Origin of the sequence: Streptomyces sp. NPDC050147, from assembly GCF_040660195.1 — a bacterium.
Taxonomy (GTDB): domain Bacteria; phylum Actinomycetota; class Actinomycetes; order Streptomycetales; family Streptomycetaceae; genus Streptomyces.
This window is the reverse complement of the sequence record NZ_JBFALJ010000002.1, coordinates 72,941-88,245: the sequence shown is the minus strand read 5'-3', so window position 1 is coordinate 88,245 and position 15,305 is coordinate 72,941. Positions and strand designations below refer to the sequence as shown.

Below are 15,305 nucleotides of genomic sequence, written 5' to 3'. Positions count from 1 at the left end.
GCGCCACAGGCCTCCCGGACCAAGCCCGGCTGCGCGGGACATCGATGCGCCAACTAGGCCTCTGCCGCGCGTGCCCGTGCTGCGGGGCGAGGACATCGGCTTGGTGCGCCCATACCTCGTCGCCTGCGAGCGGCGGCAGGAGGAGCGTCGGCAGCGGACGCGGTGGCGTGAGCTGTGGCTGGCCGTGCACGGCGTGGGTATCGGCCCACGCTTTGTCCATGGAGTGGAGGTGACGGCATGACGCATCAGGCTCGGTTGCTGCCGTGGTCGACGCTGGAGGGGAACCCTTGCGTTCTCGTGGGTCCGAGTACGGGCTTCATGTCGCAAATGGCCGACAACATCGAGAGCATCCAGCTGGGCATGGCGAGTGATCTTCTCGGGCATGCGGCGGACACGCTCGCTGACCCCAAGGCCACGCGTGAGGAGCTCCGTTACGTGACCGCCCGGTTGACCGAGTCGCTCCGGGAGGTTCACCGGATCGCAGACAGCCGGGGAGATCGCCTATCGGAATTCGATCAACCCGATTTGGACGACAGCGACGACGACAACGATCCGCAGCTTCCGGCGGGGGCGTTCGGATGAGCGAGGGAGACGTGCAACGGGGGCGCTACGTGCCGCTGCAATGGACGCTTGCGGCCATGCCCGGGATAGGTGTGTGGCATGTCGGCAAATGCCTCGTCTGTAGTCATCACTCGCTGGATACGGCCGATCCGGACGAGGCACAGCTGTGGTGTCTCAAGCACGCGGGCATGACGCGCCATGCAGGGTTCGAACTGTCAGCGTTTCAGTTCTTCAGTGCCGCTATCACTGATGCTGCGGTGGGTGAGGCGGGCCCGCCGACGTAAAGCAGGGCGGGGTTGGCGTGGCCTCACTCCGTCAGTCCCGCCCGATCGGCTTCCCTCATCCCTAAGGAGCCGCACCTCCGCGCCCCCTCTGCCGTCAGCGAATCTGCTGCAGGGCGATAAGCCTTACGCGGCGGGGGTGGTCGGTCGAAGGTGGTGGGACAGAGCAGCGGTCCGCAGGTGAACCGCCGCACCGCACCCACCGTCTGGAGGACGATCGATGTCGCCCCTTGTCAATGCCCCGCATGCCTCCGAGGGCGAGACGCCCTCGTCGCGGTTCGACGACCATCTGGCCGCGCAGTTGCTGACCCAGCGGATCGTCTTCCTCGGGACCCAGGTCGACGAGGTCTCCGCCAACCGCGTCTGCGCGCAGCTCCTGCTGCTCTCCGCCGAGGACCCGCGCACCGACATCAGTCTGTACATCAACAGCCCGGGCGGGTCCGTCAGCGCGGGGCTCGCCATCTACGACACCATGCGGCTGATCCCGAATGACGTGTCGACCCTCGCCATGGGCTTCGCCGCCAGCATGGGGCAGTTCCTGGTGACCGTCGGCACCGCCGGGAAGCGGTACGCCCTGCCCAACGCGCGGATCATGATGCACCAGCCCTCCGCGGGCATCGGCGGGACCACCGCCGACATCGCGATCCAGGCCGAGAACCTGGAGTTCACGAAGAAGGCCGTCGAGCGGATCACCGCCGAGCACACCGGGCAGAGCGAGGACACCATTTCGCGTGACGGCGACCGCGACCGGTGGTTCACCGCCGAGCAGGCCAAGGAGTACGGGATGGTCGACCGGGTGCTCGACTCGCTCGCCGATGTACGACCCGCGGCCCGCAAGCCGCGTATGGGACTGGGGGTCTGACCGACATGAGCCAGTACACGATTCCCACCGTCGTCGAGCGCACTCCGCAGGGTGAGCGCGCCTATGACATCTACAGCCGGCTGCTCTCGGAGCGGATCATCTTCCTCGGGACCGAGATCGACGACGGGGTCGCCAATGTGGTCATCGCCCAGCTGCTCCACCTGGAGTCGTCACAACCCGAGCGCGAAGTCGCCATCTACATCAACTCCCCCGGCGGCTCCTTCACTTCGCTCATGGCGATCTACGACACCATGAGCTTCATCAGCGCCCCGATCTCGACGTTCTGCGTCGGTCAGGCCGCCTCCACCGCCGCCGTGCTGCTGGCCGGCGGCGACCCCGGACGGCGGTTCGTTCTCGAGCACTCGCGCGTGCTGCTCGGGCAGCCCGCGAGCGGGGGCCACCAGGGGACGGTCTCCGACCTCAGTCTCCAGGCCAAGGAGATGCTGCGGATCCGCTCGCAGGTGGAGGACGTGCTGTCCCGTCACTCGGGACACGACGTCGCCACCCTGCGCGCGGACATGGACCGCGACAAGGTGTTCACCGCCGAGGACGCGGTGGCGTACGGGCTGGCCGATGAAGTGCTCAGTCGGCGGATGCTCGCCGCCGCCTGAATCCCGGGGCTCGGCGAGCATCCCGGGGAGCTCTCGGCCTTACGCCGCCAGGCGGACGTCTCCCTGGCGCGGGCCCGCCGACTGCGTGTGCTGCCTGCCCTGCGTGTGCTGCGTGTGGCGGATCAGCTCGGTCTGGGCCAGGGAGAGGAGATCCGCCAGGCTCAGGCCCAGCGCGCGGGCGCCGGCCGCGAGAACTTCGGACGAGGCTTCCTTGCGGCCGCGCTCCAGCTCGGAGAGGTACGGCATCGAGATACGGGCCGCGTCGGCGACATCCTTGAGCGTCCGCTCCTGGGCACGGCGCTCGCGACGCAGCACGTCACCGACCACGTCCCGCCACAGGGGCTCTTTCGCCGTCGGTGAGGCGGGAGTTGCACGGGGGCGCAACGGGATGACGCGGGCCTGCCGCTCCGTCTTCGGGGCCTGCTCCGGCTCGTGGTACCGCTCTTGGCTGCTCACCTTCTCAGGGTAGAAGCCGCCCGGCCCCCCGGGCAGTGATCAGCGTTCCGCCCCCGGCGAACGCCGTCACGTCGGCGCCCCGGCGGACGCCTCACGTCAGCGCCCCGACGCTCCCCTCACGTCAGCGCCTCCGCAAGCGCCTCCGTCGCCGTGATCACCCACGCGGGGTCCCCGTGCCGCAGCCCCCAGTGCGCCGCCGTCACCGCCCGCGCCTGAGCCCACCGCCTGGCCCGTTCACGGTCCACCTCCGCCGCGTCGGCGAAGACAGCGAGGCGGCGCAGGGCTGCGGCGCGCGGATCGGGAGCCGTGAGCAGGGGCTCGAAGCGGGTACGCAGAAGTGTGATCGAGTCGTACGCCGGGTCGCCGACGTAGCCCTTGGGGTCGATGGCCAGCCACGGCTCGCGTTCCGCCCTCAGTACGTTGGTGAAGTGCAGGTCGCCGTGGATCAGTGTGTCCGGCTGGTCGTTGCCCAGTTCGCGCACGGTCGCGATCGCCGCGGCCACCACACGCGCGGGCATCGGCGAGCCCAACTCGCGGTCCTCGTCGCGCAGTTCATACTCCCACTCGGCCACGAGCGAGCTCATCCGAGGCAGCCCATCGGGCGCGGGCACGGCGAGGCGGCGCGCCAGGCGCCCGGCCACGGTCACCGCCTCGTCGGTGTCCTCGACGTCCGCGAGCGAACTCACGCCCGCTCCGGACCTCGTTCCGGACCCCCCTCCGAGCCTCGCACCCACCCGTTCGAGGAGCATCGCGAACCGCGCGTCGTCCCGCTCGTACAGGCGGACCGCCCCCCGGCCCGCCCACACCGCGAAGGCGTCCGGTTCGTGGACGTTGCCCGGGTGCGGGAAGGAGATCTTCAGGACGGCGGGCGTCCCGTCGTACCGCCGTCTCACGGGGACGACGATGCCGACCTGCCCGTGCGTGGCCGGCTCCGTCGGCTCGCAGTCCCAGCGCCGGAGCAGCTCGTCGGCAAGACCCGGCAGCGTCGCGAGCCAGGCCCTGCCCCGCTCGCCCTCACGCTGGACGGTGCTCCGCGCGAAGCCTTCTGGTACCTCGATGGATGTGCCGTTCATCCCGGCACCCTAGGGCCTGTCGCCCTGGGGCCCGGCGCCCTGGGACCTGTCGCCCCGGCGGTGAGATCGGGGACGGCGGGTGGCTACCGTTCACCCCATGCCCTTCGCTGAAGCCGCCGACGGCACCGCCCTGCACTACGAAGTCCACGGCTCCGGCCGCCCCTTGGTCCTGCTCAGCGGGCAGTCCAACAGCCGCCGCTGGTGGGACCCGGTGCGAGGCGACTTCGCCGCCGCGTACCGGACCGTCGTACTCGACTGGCGCGGCACCGGCGAGAGCGGCCGACCCGACACCGACAGTTACAGCACGCCCGGCTTCGCCCGCGACGTCGTCGCCGTGCTCGACCACGCGGGGATCGACCGCGCCCATGTGTACGGCACGTCGATGGGCGGCCGAGTCGCCCAGTGGCTGGCCGCCGATCACCCCGAGCGGGTCGACCGCCTCGTCCTCGGCTGTACGTCGCCGGGGGCGCCGCACGGCGTCGAGCGCGGGCCCGAGGTGCGCGCGGCCCTCAGCCAGGGCGATCCGGCGGCCGCGCGCCGCGCGCTGCTGGAGCTGATGTACACCCCCGAGTGGATCGCCGAGCGGGAGCGCGGACCGCAGGAGCCCCTGTTCCACACCCTCGGCGATCCGGACATGCCCCCGCACGCCCGTCGGCGCCATCTGCGGGCCAGCGCCCGGCACGACGCCTGGGACGCGCTGGCGCGGATCACGGCGCCGACGCTCGTCGTGCACGGCACCGACGACGCGTTCAACCCGACCGCCAACGCGCCTCTGCTCACGGAACGCGTGGCCGGGGCCCGGATGCGGCTCATCTCCGGTGCGCGGCACGCGTACTTCGAGGAGTTCGCGGACGTCGCGACGCCGCTCGTGCTCGACTTCCTGGCGGAGGAACCCGACGTCCCGGCGGAGGCAGGTGCCTAGGACCCGCTGCCGTACGGCTTGGTGAGGATCTCCAGGCTGTGGCCGTTCGGGTCGTCCCAATAGACGCCCCGGCCACCGTCGTTGGTGTTGATCTCGTTGACGACCGTGTGGTACGGGTCGGCCCAGTAGGTGAGCCGCGCGTCCTTGATGCGGCCGAAGATGGTGTCGAACTCGTCGTCGGAGACCAGGAACGCGTAGTGCTGGGGGGTGATCGGCCCGCCGCCGCTCTCCAAGTAGTCCAGTGTGACGCCGTTCGGGATCTCGACGGGGATGAACGGGCCGTACTGCGGGCCGACTTCGAGTCCCAGGATGTCGGCGAGGAACTGGGCGGACGCCTTCTTGTCCTTCGCGGTGACGATGGTGTGGTTGAGCTCGATGGACATCGCGCGACCTCTTCCTGTGCGTCCGGGGTGCCGTGAAGACACCCACCACACTAGGCACGGGTCACGTGACCGGCATCGGTCACAAGGCCCCCCGCCTGGTCCGCAATGCGGCCTAGGGCCGCGGCCCGAGGCGAGTTCTGGCCATACGCCGCGCTGCCGCCGCTTCGGTCACGCGCCGCGCATCCTGGCCGCCATGTCCGCCGGGTCGTAGTCCGGGGCGACGCCGTCGACGATGATCACCTCGCCGACTATGGTGCGGGTGCGCAGCGGCACCAGCTCCTGGTACGCCTTGGACTCGTACCAGGCGTGGGCCGTGGCGCGGTCCGGGAAGGCGATGACGACGGCGTAGCCCGGCCAGGAGCCCTCGACCTCGTCCAACTGGCCGCCGTGCACCAGGAATCGGCCGTCGAAGGGGTCCAGTGTCGACTGGAACCGCTCGATGTAGGTGAAGACGTCCTCGCCGGGCTCAGCGGTGGGCCGGAGATGGGCGATGGCGTAGGCGCTCATGAGGTCCTCCTGGACGTCGTTCCCGTGCGGATCGCTCGGATGTGATGCTCCGATCCTGCCGGGACGCGCCTACGCCGTCGATTACGCCCGAGGTAATGCCCCGGGCGCAATCGACGGCGTGCCCAAGCCTCAGTCTCGGTTTCGGTCTCAGTCTCAGTCTCAGTCTCAGATCGTCGCCGCGTCGATCACGAAGCGGTAGCGCACGTCGCTGGCGAGGACACGCTCGTACGCCTCGTTGATCTGGTCGGCGTCGATCAGTTCGATCTCGGAGCCCAAGCCGTGCTCGGCGCAGAAGTCCAGCATCTCCTGGGTCTCCTGGATGCCGCCGATCATGGAGCCCGCGAGGGTCTTGCCGCCGCCGATCACCGAGAACAGGTTGAGGGAGACCGGCTCCTCGGGGGCGCCGACGTTCACGAAGGCGCCCTCCGAGCGCAGCAGGCCCAGGTACTTGTCCAGCGGCAGCGGCGCGGAGACCGTCGAGAGGATCAGGTCGAAGGAGCCCGCGAGCTGCTCGAAGGTGGCCTCGTCGCTGGTCGCGTAGTAGTGGTCGGCGCCCAGGCGCAGGCCGTCGTCCTTCTTGCGCAGGGACTGCGACAGGACGGTGACCTCGGCGCCCATGGCGTGCGCGATCTTGACGGCCATGTGGCCGAGACCGCCCAGGCCCACGACGGCGATCTTCTTGCCGGGGCCCGCGTTCCAGCGGTGGAGCGGGGAGTACGTGGTGATGCCCGCGCACAGCAGCGGCGCGGCGACGTCCAGGGAGAGGCCGTCGGGGATGCGGACGGTGAACGCCTCGTCCACGACGACGTGCGTGGAGTAGCCGCCGTAGGTCGGCTCGCCGTCCTTGCCGAGGCCGTTGTACGTCGGCACGTTGCCCTGCACGCAGTACTGCTCCAGGCCCGCCTTGCAGTTCTCGCACTCGCGGCAGGAGTCGACCATGCAGCCGACGCCGACGCGGTCGCCGACGGCGAACTTGGTGACGGCGGAGCCGACCTCGGTGACGACACCGGCGATCTCGTGGCCCGGAACCATCGGGAAGATGCCCTCACCCCAGCCGTCGCGGGCCTGGTGGATGTCCGAGTGACAGATGCCGGCGTACTTGATGTCGATCAGCACGTCGGTGGCGCCCACGGGGCGGCGCGGGACGGTGATCCGCTCCAGGGGGGCCTTGGCGGACGGGGCTGCGTAGGCGGAAACGGTGGTGGTGCTGGTCTGTGCGGTCATGACCTCCACGCTGCCAGGCTCGCTGACATCTACCCAGGTCACAGCCTTGCCTACGTCCAGTGGTCCTACTACTGGCGGGGACAGGCTCCGCTGCGTACGACCCGGGATACTGGGATGTATGGACCAGCCGACGCCCGCCCCCGCCCCCGAGCCCCTCGACGGCCGCGCCGAGCTCAGCGAGTTCCTGCGCACCCGCAGGGCGCGGCTGCAGCCGCAGGACGTGGGGCTGCCGAACTTCGGGCGTCACCGCCGGGTGCCGGGGCTGCGCCGCGAGGAGCTGGCGCAGCTCGCGGGGGTGTCCGTGGCCTACTACACACGCCTTGAGCAGGGCAACGGCCGCAATGTCTCCGGCGAGGTCCTGGACGCGATCGCGCGAGCCCTGCGTCTCACGGACGCCGAGCACGCCCACCTGACGCACCTGGCCAAGCCCAAGCAGCACAAGAAGAAGCGTCCGGCCCGCCCCCAGCAGGTGCGGCCCGCCCTGCTCCAGCTCATGGACGCGATGGACGGCATCCCCGCCTACGTGGTCGGCCGCCGAGCGGACGTCCTCGGCTGGAACCGCATGACGGCCGCGCTCTTCGGCGACTGGGGCGCCCTGCCGCCCGAGGAGCGGAACTGGGCACGGATCTGCTTCCTGCACCCCGCCTCGCGGGAGCTGTTCGTGGACTGGGAGCAGAAGGCGACGGACATGGTGAGCTTCCTGCGGATGGAGGCGGGCTGCTTCCCGAACGACCCGCTGCTCTCGGCCCTGGTCGGCGAGCTCTCCGTGAAGAGCGAGGAGTTCCGGAGCCTGTGGGCCACGCATGACGTCAAGGAGAAGAGCCACGGCGTCAAGCGCATGCACCACCCGCTGGTGGGCGACCTGACCTTGTCGTACGAGACGCTGCGGCTGCCGGACGACCACGACCAGTCACTGGTCACGTACCACGCGCAGCCCGACTCGGCGTCGGCGCAGGCCCTGCGGCTGCTGGCCAGCTGGGGAGCGGACGCGACGCGCGCCGGCGCGGCGGGCGCGGGGCAGTAACCCCTCCCGGGCGCCCTCCGGCACGCGCCCGCCGCGGCGTCACGGCTGGTACGGCGGTGTCACGGCTGGTACGGCGGCGCCGCCCCCCAGTTCCACAGCGGCACCGGCTGGTCGGTGGGGCGGCTCGCGTCGGGGCCCGAGAAGTAGACCGCGAGGCGGGTGCCCCACTCGACGTAGGCGAGGAAGGCGGAGCGGAACTCGGCGTCCGTCGGAAGACCCGCGTCGTCCGCCGCGTCCTGCATCAGGTTGACCCAGCGGCGGCGCTGCGGCTCGGTGATGCCCTTGCCGAGGTGCTTGCCGACCATCTCGGCGTGCCCGCCGTGCTCCTGGGAGTACGTGGCCGGGCCGCCGAAGACCTCGCCGAGCCACTGGGCGACGTGCCGGGCGTGCTCGGCGGGCAGGCCCTCGAAGAGGGGGCGAGGAGGTCGTCCTTGAGGACCTTCTCGTAGAAGACCTCCGTCAGGCGCTCGAAGCGCTCCTCGCCGCCCGCCCAGGTGTAGAGGGTCGGGGTCGAGGCGCCGGTGCCGCGCACGGCGGTGGGCATGTAGTGGCGCATCTCCTCGATGTTCTCGACGTACGGGCGGATCTCGGCGAAGAACCCACGGAACAGCTCCGAGCCCCGGAAGCCCTCCAGGTGGTCCTTGGTCGACGTCCAGGTGATGCGGAGGATGTAGTGCTCGAAGTCCTGCTCGCAGCGGGCAAGTTCGTACTCGATGCACTGCGGGGCCGCCGCGAGCGGGACGGAGGCGCGGGTGTAGGCGGAGAGGAACTCCGCGGAACGCTCGGGCGGGATGCGGTAACGGATGTACTCGACGGTGTGGGCGGTCATGTGACGTCGGCTTCCTCTGCGGTGGGTGATGCCGGCACGCGCGCTCCCCAGTCCCACAACGCCTGGAGGACCGGGCCGAGTTCTTCTCCGCGGGGGGTGAGTTCGTAGGTGACCGTGGGGGGCCAGCCGGGTGTCCTGGTGCGCAGGACGACACCCGCGGCGACCAGCTGGGCGAGCCGCTCTGTCAGCACCTTGTCCGCCAACTGCGGGAGCGCGGCGGCGAGTTCGCTGTACGCGTAGGAGTCGGCCCGCAGCAGTTCGCGCACGATGAGGGTGGTCCAGCGGCCACGCAGCGCGGCGAGGGTGATCTCCACGGGACAGGCGGGCGTGGGCGCCGTGACGCGGGCCCTGGGGTCGTCCGGGAGCCCCTGGCTCACCGCCTGGCTCACCGCCTGGCTTACCGTTCGGTGAGTCACGAGGGGGCCTCCTACTGTTGCCGGCACAGGTCCACTCCAGGAGGCTCGCACATGACGACGAAGACGCTTCCCACCCGTGCCGAGGACGTCCCCGCGGCCTTCGCCGAGCGGTTCAACAGCGGCGATCCGGGGGCGGTGCACGAACTGTACGAGGAGCATGCCGCCTTCGTGCCGGAGTCGGGGGAGGCGGTGCACGGGCTCGCGGGCATCGCGAGGGAGAACGGCCCGTTCCTCGCGATCGGTCTTCCCATTTCCGTACGCCCCCGCCAGGTGCACGTCTGCGGCGACATCGCGCTGCTCGTCGTGGACTGGGAGATTCAGGGCATCGTGGCATCCACCGCCACGGACGTGGCACGCCGCGGCGCCGACGGGTACTGGCGATACGTGATCGACAGTCCCTTCGGCGCCGCGGTTGCCGCCTAGACGCGCGCGGGGCGCGTGGTGCGGCTAACTCACCACCGGCCTACTTGCCGTAGTACGCGTTGTAGATCGACAGCGTCGACTTGTTCCCCTTCTTGTCCGTGATCTTGGCGTGGAAGGAGATCCCCTCACCCGCCGCCGGGTTCTTGACCTTGATCTTGCCGCCGCTGACGGTGACCTTCTTCCAGGTCTGGCCGTAGTCGTACGACACGTACGCGGCAAGGGACTTGAGGTTCGAGCCCGCGGCCGCGCCCTGCACGGTCACCGGCACGGACTGGGTGGCGCCTGCCTTGGCCTTGCTGCTCAGGTCGGTCGCCGCGGCGAACCGCGCCGTCGAGAGCGGCAGCGTCGCGTTCTCCGCCTTCTTGGAGCGGAACGTCCAGCTCGCGTCGATGCGGGTGGAGGCCGCGGCCACCTTGACGCTGCGCTTCACGGACGTCGACAGCTTGTACTCGGCCTCGGCCGCCGGGACCTTGAACGGGGCGCTGCCGACCAGCGGGTCCTCGTTCTCGCCGATCTTGGTCGCGCCCTTGTGGAGGGTCGTCCTGACCGACGAGTAGAGCGAGGAACCCGCGTGCGTCTTGCCGTCGGCGAACAGCGGCAGGTTGCCGACGATCTTGTTGTCCTGACGGAAGACGCCGTAGTCGCCGCCGATGCGCGGGCCGAAGACGGCCGTGTTGAACGTCTTCTCGTAGCTCTTGCCCGCCGCGAACTTCTGCGCCGCGCCCAGGATGTAGACCGCGTCGACGATCGGCCAGCCGTCCGGGTCGAGCCCGGCCTGCTGCTCGAAGTCCATTCTCCACTTCACGTCGTCGGCCGTGGACAGGTACAGCGTCCGGGTGCCGGGCAGCGGGGTCGGAATGCCGATCGCGGAGCCGCTCGAGCTGCCGGGGAGCAAGCCCATGGCGCTGAACGCGCCCTTCTTGCCCTTGGCCGACGCGCCCAGGTTCGCCTTCACCGTGGCCAGCTCGGACGCCTTGTAGTGCTTGGTGTAGCCGGTCGCCACCTGCTTGACCTTGCCTCCGGCGACGGTGTCGTACTCGGCGTCGTCACCCTTCACCCAGTGCCCGTCCCACTGCTGGTACAGCGAGCCGTCGGTGACCTGCGGGCCCAGGTGCGCGGACCGGAAGTTGGTGTACGAGTCGAGCCACCAGCCGAAGGTGTAGCTGCCGCGCTGCGCGTCGACCGTGAAGTCCGCGGTGGCGAAGTGCGACTTGGCGTCCGCCGACGGGACCGTGATGTCGACCGGCTTCGTCTTGCGGGCGTCCAGCGTCACCGTCGTGTCCTTGGTGACGCTCAGCTTGGGCTGCGCGATCCAGTCGGCGCCCTTGGTGAAGTCCCTCGGGTCGGCGTACATGCCGGTGTTCAGCACGTAACCGCCCTTGGGGACACGGATCTTGACCGTGCCGGACGCGTCGAACGGGTTGAAGGACTTCTCGGCGGCGAGCCCGGAGACGCCCTCCAGGTCGCTGTCGTAGTACTTCGGGGCCTGTCCGTCGCGCCCGATGTGCTTCAGCGTCAGCTCGTACGACTCGACCTCGCGCTCGACCGCTGCCGCCGTGCGCACGGACTGCCCGCCGCCGGTCGCCACGACGTACGCGGAGTACGCGCCGTCGACCGTCCCGCCGAGCTTGGTGTCGGTGGTCAGGTCGACCGACGCGGTGCCGCCCGCGGGGACCTTCACCGTCTTCGCGCCGAGCTTGAAGAAGCCCGCGGGAGCCGGGGCGCCCTTGGGGTTCGTGCCCGTCACGGCGAGAGTGAGGGTGACGTCCTCCTTGCCGAGGTTCTTGTACGTCACCTTCTTCGTGGCCGGCTTGTCATCGGTGTGCGGCCACGCCTGTGTGGCGAAGGAGAGGGACACCGGCTCCGCGATGACCGACTGCTTGATGGCCTTGTCGACGGCGATGCGTCCCGAGCCCTGCTGGAACGGCGTGTACGCGCCGCCCTTGGTGGACGCGGTCAGCGCGCCCTTGAGCTCGGAGTACTTCCAGTCCGGGTGCTGCTGCTTGAGCAGAGCGGCAGCGCCGGCCACGTGCGGGGTGGCCATCGACGTACCGGAGATCGTCAGATAGCCCTCGGGCTTCTGGCCGACCTCCTGGTCGATGACGCTGCCGGGTGCCGCGGCGGCTGTGATGTCCACGCCGGGGGCGGTGACATCGGGCTTGATGGCGCCGTCGCCGACGCGCGGGCCCTGGCTGGAGAAGCCGGCGAGCTTGTCGCTGTCGTCGACCGCGCCGACCGTGAGGGCCGCGTCCGCGCTGCCCGGGGAGCCGACGCTGCCGGGCATCCCGTCGTTGCCCGCCGCGATCGCGAAGAGGATGCCCTTGTCCGCGGAGAGCTTGTCGACCTGAGCTTCGAGCGGGTCGACGCCCGGGGTGTCGCCTCCGCCCAGGCTCAGGTTCACGATGTCGGCGCCCTGGTCGGCCGCCCAGTCCATGCCCGCGATGATCCCGGAGTCGTCGCCGGAGCCGTTGTCGTCCAGGACCTTGCCGTTCAGGAGCTTGGCGCCCGGCGCCACGCCCTTGAACTTGCCGCCCGACTTCGCGCCGGTGCCCGCCGCGATGGAGGCGACGTGGGTGCCGTGGCCGTAGCGGTCCGTGGCGTCCGGCGCCGGTGTGAAGTTCTTCGCGCCGACGACCTGGTCCTTCAGGTCGGCGTGCGTGGCGTCGACGCCGGTGTCCAGGACGGCGACCTTGACGCCCTTGCCGTCGAAGCCCGCCGCCCACGCCTTGTCGGCGCCGATCTGCGGCACGCTCTTGTCGAGGTTCGCCTTGCGGACGCCGTCCAGCCATACGCGGCTGACGCCGGACGCGGTGGCGCCACCCTTCTCCGCGACGAGCGCGGACCACAGGTCGCCGGCGTCCTGCTTCGGTGTCGTGATGGCTTCGGCGTTGAGGGACTTCAGGGTCCTGCGGACCGTGGTGTCACCCGCGGCGCGCACATCGGACCTGGCCCCGGCGGCCGCTCCCTTGTAGCCGACGATCAGCTTCAGGCCCTTCTTCTGGGCCTTGCGGTTGTCCTTCTTGCTCAGCTCGGTGATGTCGAAGAGCCGCTGGTCGAGCTTGCCGGCGGCTATCAGGCGCTGTGCGTCGGCCGGGATCGCGAGGGTGTGGCCGCCGACGCGCTTGGTCAGTACGGGTATCCGCTCCCGCCCCTTGGCCCGCTCGAAGGCGGTGACGCGACCCTTGGAGTCGGCGGTGACGCGGTCGCCGGTGATGAGGGTGATGCGGTGCCTGGTCTGTTCGGCGCTCTTGAGGCCCGCCGGCTGTGCGGCTGCCGCGTCCGGCGACTGCTTCGCCGCCGACGCCGGGCTGGTCATGCCCGCGGCGAGGGCCACGGCCGCCGCTGTGGCGATCGTGGCCCCGTAGGCTCTCTTCACTTTTCTGCGCAAGTCTCCCCCTGGAGGTCAAGGGGCTCTCGCCCCTGAACCAGGAAGTATTGCCCAGGGTCGAACATCTGCTCAATAGTGCGTCACAAGTGACGAGTTGGCCGAGCGGGTCACCGGTCGGCGCGCTCCGTGACCTTGATCTGCCCGCGCTTGATCGTCGCGAGCCGCGGGGCCTTCCGCGCGATCGCGCTGTCATGCGTGACCATCACGAACGTCAGGCCGTGCTCCTTCCAGAGCCCTTCGAGCAGTTCCATGATCTCGTCGCGCATGGACTCGTCGAGGTTGCCGGTCGGCTCGTCGGCGAGCAGCACCTTGGGCCGCTTGACCAGGGCGCGGGCGATGGCCACCCGCTGCTGCTGGCCGCCGGAGAGCTCGGCGGGCAGATGGCTGCGGCGTTCGCCGAGGCCCACAGACTCCAGGGCGTCGGCGGCACGTTCGCGGCGGTCCGTGGCGCCGAGGCCCAGCGGGACGAGCGCCGTCTCCACGTTCTCCTGGGCGCTGAGCGTGGGGATCAGGTTGAAGGACTGGAAGACGAAGCCGATGGACTCGGCACGCACCTTGGTCAGCCGCGCCTCGGGCAGCGCGGCCAGGTCGACGCCGTCGAGTTCGACACTGCCCGACGTCGGCCGGTCGAGTCCGCCGAGCATCTGCAGGAGCGTGGACTTGCCGCCGCCCGTAGGGCCCTGGATGACGAGCCGGTCACCGTCTCCGATGGCCAGGTCGACCCCGGCGAGCGCGTGCACGCTCTCCTTGCCCCTGCGGTACTGCTTGGTGACGCCTTTGAGCTGGTACATGCTGTGACTCCTGCGATGCGTAAGGGGGTTGGCGGCTCGATCGGGTCGCGTGAGCCGCCTACTCGACGCGGCGCAGGGCGTCCGCGGGCCGCAGCCGCGAGGCGCGCCAGCCGCCGAAGGCGCCCGCGATGAGACCGCCGGCCACGGCGAGGCCGACGGCGAGGGCGATGGTGGTGGCGCTGACCGGCGCGGTCAGCGAGATGTCCAGGGCGTTCGACGCCGACTCGCTCAGCGAGGCACCCGGGCCGCCGGGGCCGCCGCCCATGACGCCGCCGCCCGGCTGCCCGCCCGCCGAGCCGAGTTCCGCCGTGAGGGTGGGGCTGATCGCCGTGACCACGTACGCGCCGCCGAGGCCGACGGCGATGCCGAGCACTCCGCCCACGAGGCCGTGGACGACCGCCTCGCCGACGACCTGCCGGGTGACGCGGCCGCTCTTCCAGCCGAGGGCCTTCAGGGTGCCGAACTCCCGTACGCGACGGCTGACCGCGGACGACGTGAGCAGTCCCGCGACCAGGAAGGCGGCGACGAGCACGGCCACGGACAGCCACTTGCCGACGCTGGAGGCGAGGTCGGAGGCGGTGGAGAGCGAGCCCGACACGGTGTCGGCGAGGTCGGCCGACGTGGTCACGGTCGTCCCGGAGACGTTCTTCTGGATGGCGCTCTTGACCGCGTCGATCTGCTGCGAGTCCGCGGCCTTGACGTACACCGTCGTGATCTTGTTCTTCGAGTCGGCGAGGGTCTGCGCGCGCTTGAGCGGGAGGTACAGGTCGGCCGCGGCGTCCCCGCTGTCGGGGGTCGCGATGCCGACGACCTCGATCTTGGTGCCGGATATCGTGACGGTGTCGCCGACGGAGAGCTTCTTCTCCTTGGCGTACGAGGCGTCGGCGACGGCCACCTTGGCGTCGGACTCCGCCCCCGTGAACGTACGCCCCTTACTGATCCTGGAGGAGGTCAGCGGCCCCAGGTCGAGCTTGCCGACGTCCGTGCCGTAGACGCTGTAGGAGTCGACGTCGAAGTCGGCGCCACCGCCGCGCACCTCCCCGTTCTGCTGGTCGCTGCCGCCGGGCGGCTGCGCCTTGCCGTCCGTGCCCGGCGCCTTCTCGAACCGGCCGCGCTCGAACTGGCCGTTGACCTTCATGACCTGAAGGCTGAGCCCGCCGACGGCGTCCGCGACCCCGCTCTGGCCGCCGACCTCCGAGACGGTGGACGCGGAAAGCGTCTGGAAGCCCTGCACCATGACGCGGTCGCTGCTCTGCTCCTTGCCGCCCTCGTCGGCGTCCTTGGCGTCGAACTTGAAGCGCGGGCGCCCACTCTGACCGCTCCCCTCCTTGGGCGGGGTGGCCGCCTTGGTGACGGTCATGTCGGTGCCGAGTCCGTAGAGCGACTCCAGGACCTTGCCCTGCGCCTGCTTCATCCCGGACGACACAGAGCTGACGACGATGACGAGCGCGATGCCGAGCGCGAGACCGGAGGCCACGACGAGGGCCGCTTTTCTGCGGCGGCGCAGCTCGCGCCTCAGGTAAGTGAAGAACATGTGCGTGAAGCTAGGTACGC

Annotated in this window: 16 protein-coding genes and 1 pseudogene; 7 read left to right on the top strand and 10 right to left on the bottom strand. The window is 70.3% G+C overall.

The window, feature by feature from the left end; all coding sequences use genetic code 11:
* Positions 1-70 precede the first annotated feature (70 nt).
* The 4 genes from AB0I94_RS04100 (at position 71) to AB0I94_RS04085 (ending at position 2,315) form a co-directional block, all read left to right on the top strand.
* A complete protein-coding gene (locus AB0I94_RS04100) occupies positions 71-241 on the top strand; it encodes a hypothetical protein (protein WP_363307843.1) in 171 nt (56 codons plus the stop codon).
* An 86-nt stretch (positions 242-327) separates the two neighbouring features.
* Entirely contained in the window at positions 328-582 is a 255-nt protein-coding gene (locus tag AB0I94_RS04095) for a hypothetical protein (protein WP_363307842.1), read from the top strand.
* Positions 583-1,062: 480 nt separating this feature from the next.
* Positions 1,063-1,704, top strand: a complete 642-nt coding sequence (locus AB0I94_RS04090) for an ATP-dependent Clp protease proteolytic subunit (protein ID WP_363307841.1) — start codon at positions 1,063-1,065, stop codon at positions 1,702-1,704.
* 5 nt (positions 1,705-1,709) lie between these two features.
* Positions 1,710-2,315, top strand: a complete 606-nt coding sequence (locus tag AB0I94_RS04085; RefSeq protein WP_363307840.1) for an ATP-dependent Clp protease proteolytic subunit — start codon at positions 1,710-1,712, stop codon at positions 2,313-2,315.
* A 39-nt stretch (positions 2,316-2,354) separates the two neighbouring features.
* On the opposite strand, the gene AB0I94_RS04080 is transcribed toward AB0I94_RS04085, so the two are convergent.
* Both AB0I94_RS04080 and AB0I94_RS04075 read right to left on the bottom strand, forming a co-directional pair.
* Positions 2,355-2,705, bottom strand: coding sequence for a helix-turn-helix transcriptional regulator (locus tag AB0I94_RS04080; RefSeq protein ID WP_363308285.1), 351 nt, complete (start codon positions 2,703-2,705; stop codon positions 2,355-2,357).
* 182 nt (positions 2,706-2,887) lie between these two features.
* Positions 2,888-3,844, bottom strand: coding sequence for an aminoglycoside phosphotransferase family protein (locus AB0I94_RS04075; RefSeq protein WP_363307839.1), 957 nt, complete (start codon positions 3,842-3,844; stop codon positions 2,888-2,890).
* 97 nt (positions 3,845-3,941) lie between these two features.
* Between AB0I94_RS04075 and AB0I94_RS04070 the strand changes: the two genes are divergently transcribed.
* Complete coding sequence (locus tag AB0I94_RS04070) at positions 3,942-4,766, top strand: alpha/beta fold hydrolase (RefSeq protein WP_363307838.1); 825 nt, start codon at positions 3,942-3,944, stop codon at positions 4,764-4,766.
* Here the strand turns inward: AB0I94_RS04070 and AB0I94_RS04065 are convergent.
* The 3 genes from AB0I94_RS04065 to AB0I94_RS04055 form a co-directional block, all read right to left on the bottom strand.
* Entirely contained in the window at positions 4,763-5,149 is a 387-nt protein-coding gene (locus tag AB0I94_RS04065) for a VOC family protein (protein WP_363307837.1), read from the bottom strand. The genes AB0I94_RS04070 and AB0I94_RS04065 overlap by 4 nt on opposite strands.
* A 168-nt stretch (positions 5,150-5,317) precedes the next feature.
* Complete coding sequence (locus AB0I94_RS04060) at positions 5,318-5,656, bottom strand: DUF1330 domain-containing protein (RefSeq protein ID WP_363307836.1); 339 nt, start codon at positions 5,654-5,656, stop codon at positions 5,318-5,320.
* A 165-nt stretch (positions 5,657-5,821) separates the two neighbouring features.
* Entirely contained in the window at positions 5,822-6,880 is a 1,059-nt protein-coding gene (locus tag AB0I94_RS04055) for an NAD(P)-dependent alcohol dehydrogenase (protein ID WP_363307835.1), read from the bottom strand.
* Positions 6,881-6,998: 118 nt separating this feature from the next.
* Between AB0I94_RS04055 and AB0I94_RS04050 the strand changes: the two genes are divergently transcribed.
* Positions 6,999-7,904 (top strand): helix-turn-helix transcriptional regulator, encoded by a 906-nt coding sequence (locus AB0I94_RS04050; RefSeq protein ID WP_363307834.1) that lies wholly within the window; start codon positions 6,999-7,001, stop codon positions 7,902-7,904.
* 59 nt (positions 7,905-7,963) lie between these two features.
* On the opposite strand, the pseudogene AB0I94_RS04045 reads toward AB0I94_RS04050, so the two are convergent.
* Both AB0I94_RS04045 and AB0I94_RS04040 read right to left on the bottom strand, forming a co-directional pair.
* Positions 7,964-8,733, bottom strand: a pseudogene (locus AB0I94_RS04045) (antibiotic biosynthesis monooxygenase).
* On the bottom strand, positions 8,730-9,149 hold the full coding sequence (locus tag AB0I94_RS04040) for a helix-turn-helix domain-containing protein (RefSeq protein ID WP_363307833.1): 420 nt from the start codon (positions 9,147-9,149) through the stop codon (positions 8,730-8,732). Before AB0I94_RS04040 ends, AB0I94_RS04045 begins: the two are co-directional and overlap by 4 nt.
* Before the next feature lie 51 nt (positions 9,150-9,200).
* Here AB0I94_RS04040 and AB0I94_RS04035 point away from each other — a divergent pair, with 51 nt between their 5' ends.
* A complete protein-coding gene (locus tag AB0I94_RS04035) occupies positions 9,201-9,572 on the top strand; it encodes a nuclear transport factor 2 family protein (protein WP_363307832.1) in 372 nt (123 codons plus the stop codon).
* A 40-nt stretch (positions 9,573-9,612) separates the two neighbouring features.
* Here AB0I94_RS04035 and AB0I94_RS04030 read toward each other — a convergent pair whose 3' ends face one another.
* The 3 genes from AB0I94_RS04030 to AB0I94_RS04020 all read right to left on the bottom strand — a co-directional run bounded on the left by AB0I94_RS04030 (position 9,613) and on the right by AB0I94_RS04020 (position 15,285).
* Positions 9,613-12,948 carry a S8 family peptidase gene (locus tag AB0I94_RS04030; RefSeq protein WP_363307831.1) on the bottom strand — a complete coding sequence of 1,112 codons (3,336 nt, stop codon included), beginning with the start codon at positions 12,946-12,948 and terminating at the stop codon, positions 9,613-9,615.
* Between the two features lie 119 nt (positions 12,949-13,067).
* Complete coding sequence (locus AB0I94_RS04025; RefSeq protein ID WP_363307830.1) at positions 13,068-13,751, bottom strand: ABC transporter ATP-binding protein; 684 nt, start codon at positions 13,749-13,751, stop codon at positions 13,068-13,070.
* Between the two features lie 58 nt (positions 13,752-13,809).
* Positions 13,810-15,285 (bottom strand): ABC transporter permease, encoded by a 1,476-nt coding sequence (locus AB0I94_RS04020; protein WP_363307829.1) that lies wholly within the window; start codon positions 15,283-15,285, stop codon positions 13,810-13,812.
* Positions 15,286-15,305: the final 20 nt, after the last annotated feature.

Bases quoted from the DNA above. Each gene is read 5' to 3' on its own strand.
- AB0I94_RS04075 (WP_363307839.1), bottom strand. From the start codon at position 3,844: ATGAACGGCACATCCATCGAGGTACCAGAAGGCTTCGCGCGGAGCACC.
- AB0I94_RS04055 (WP_363307835.1), bottom strand. From the start codon at position 6,880: ATGACCGCACAGACCAGCACCACCACCGTTTCCGCCTACGCAGCCCCG.
- AB0I94_RS04065 (WP_363307837.1), bottom strand. From the start codon at position 5,149: ATGTCCATCGAGCTCAACCACACCATCGTCACCGCGAAGGACAAGAAG.
- AB0I94_RS04020 (WP_363307829.1), bottom strand. From the start codon at position 15,285: ATGTTCTTCACTTACCTGAGGCGCGAGCTGCGCCGCCGCAGAAAAGCG.
- AB0I94_RS04035 (WP_363307832.1), top strand. From the start codon at position 9,201: ATGACGACGAAGACGCTTCCCACCCGTGCCGAGGACGTCCCCGCGGCC.
- AB0I94_RS04095 (WP_363307842.1), top strand. From the start codon at position 328: ATGGCCGACAACATCGAGAGCATCCAGCTGGGCATGGCGAGTGATCTT.
- AB0I94_RS04060 (WP_363307836.1), bottom strand. From the start codon at position 5,656: ATGAGCGCCTACGCCATCGCCCATCTCCGGCCCACCGCTGAGCCCGGC.
- AB0I94_RS04090 (WP_363307841.1), top strand. From the start codon at position 1,063: ATGTCGCCCCTTGTCAATGCCCCGCATGCCTCCGAGGGCGAGACGCCC.
- AB0I94_RS04070 (WP_363307838.1), top strand. From the start codon at position 3,942: ATGCCCTTCGCTGAAGCCGCCGACGGCACCGCCCTGCACTACGAAGTC.
- AB0I94_RS04085 (WP_363307840.1), top strand. From the start codon at position 1,710: ATGAGCCAGTACACGATTCCCACCGTCGTCGAGCGCACTCCGCAGGGT.
- AB0I94_RS04050 (WP_363307834.1), top strand. From the start codon at position 6,999: ATGGACCAGCCGACGCCCGCCCCCGCCCCCGAGCCCCTCGACGGCCGC.
- AB0I94_RS04025 (WP_363307830.1), bottom strand. From the start codon at position 13,751: ATGTACCAGCTCAAAGGCGTCACCAAGCAGTACCGCAGGGGCAAGGAG.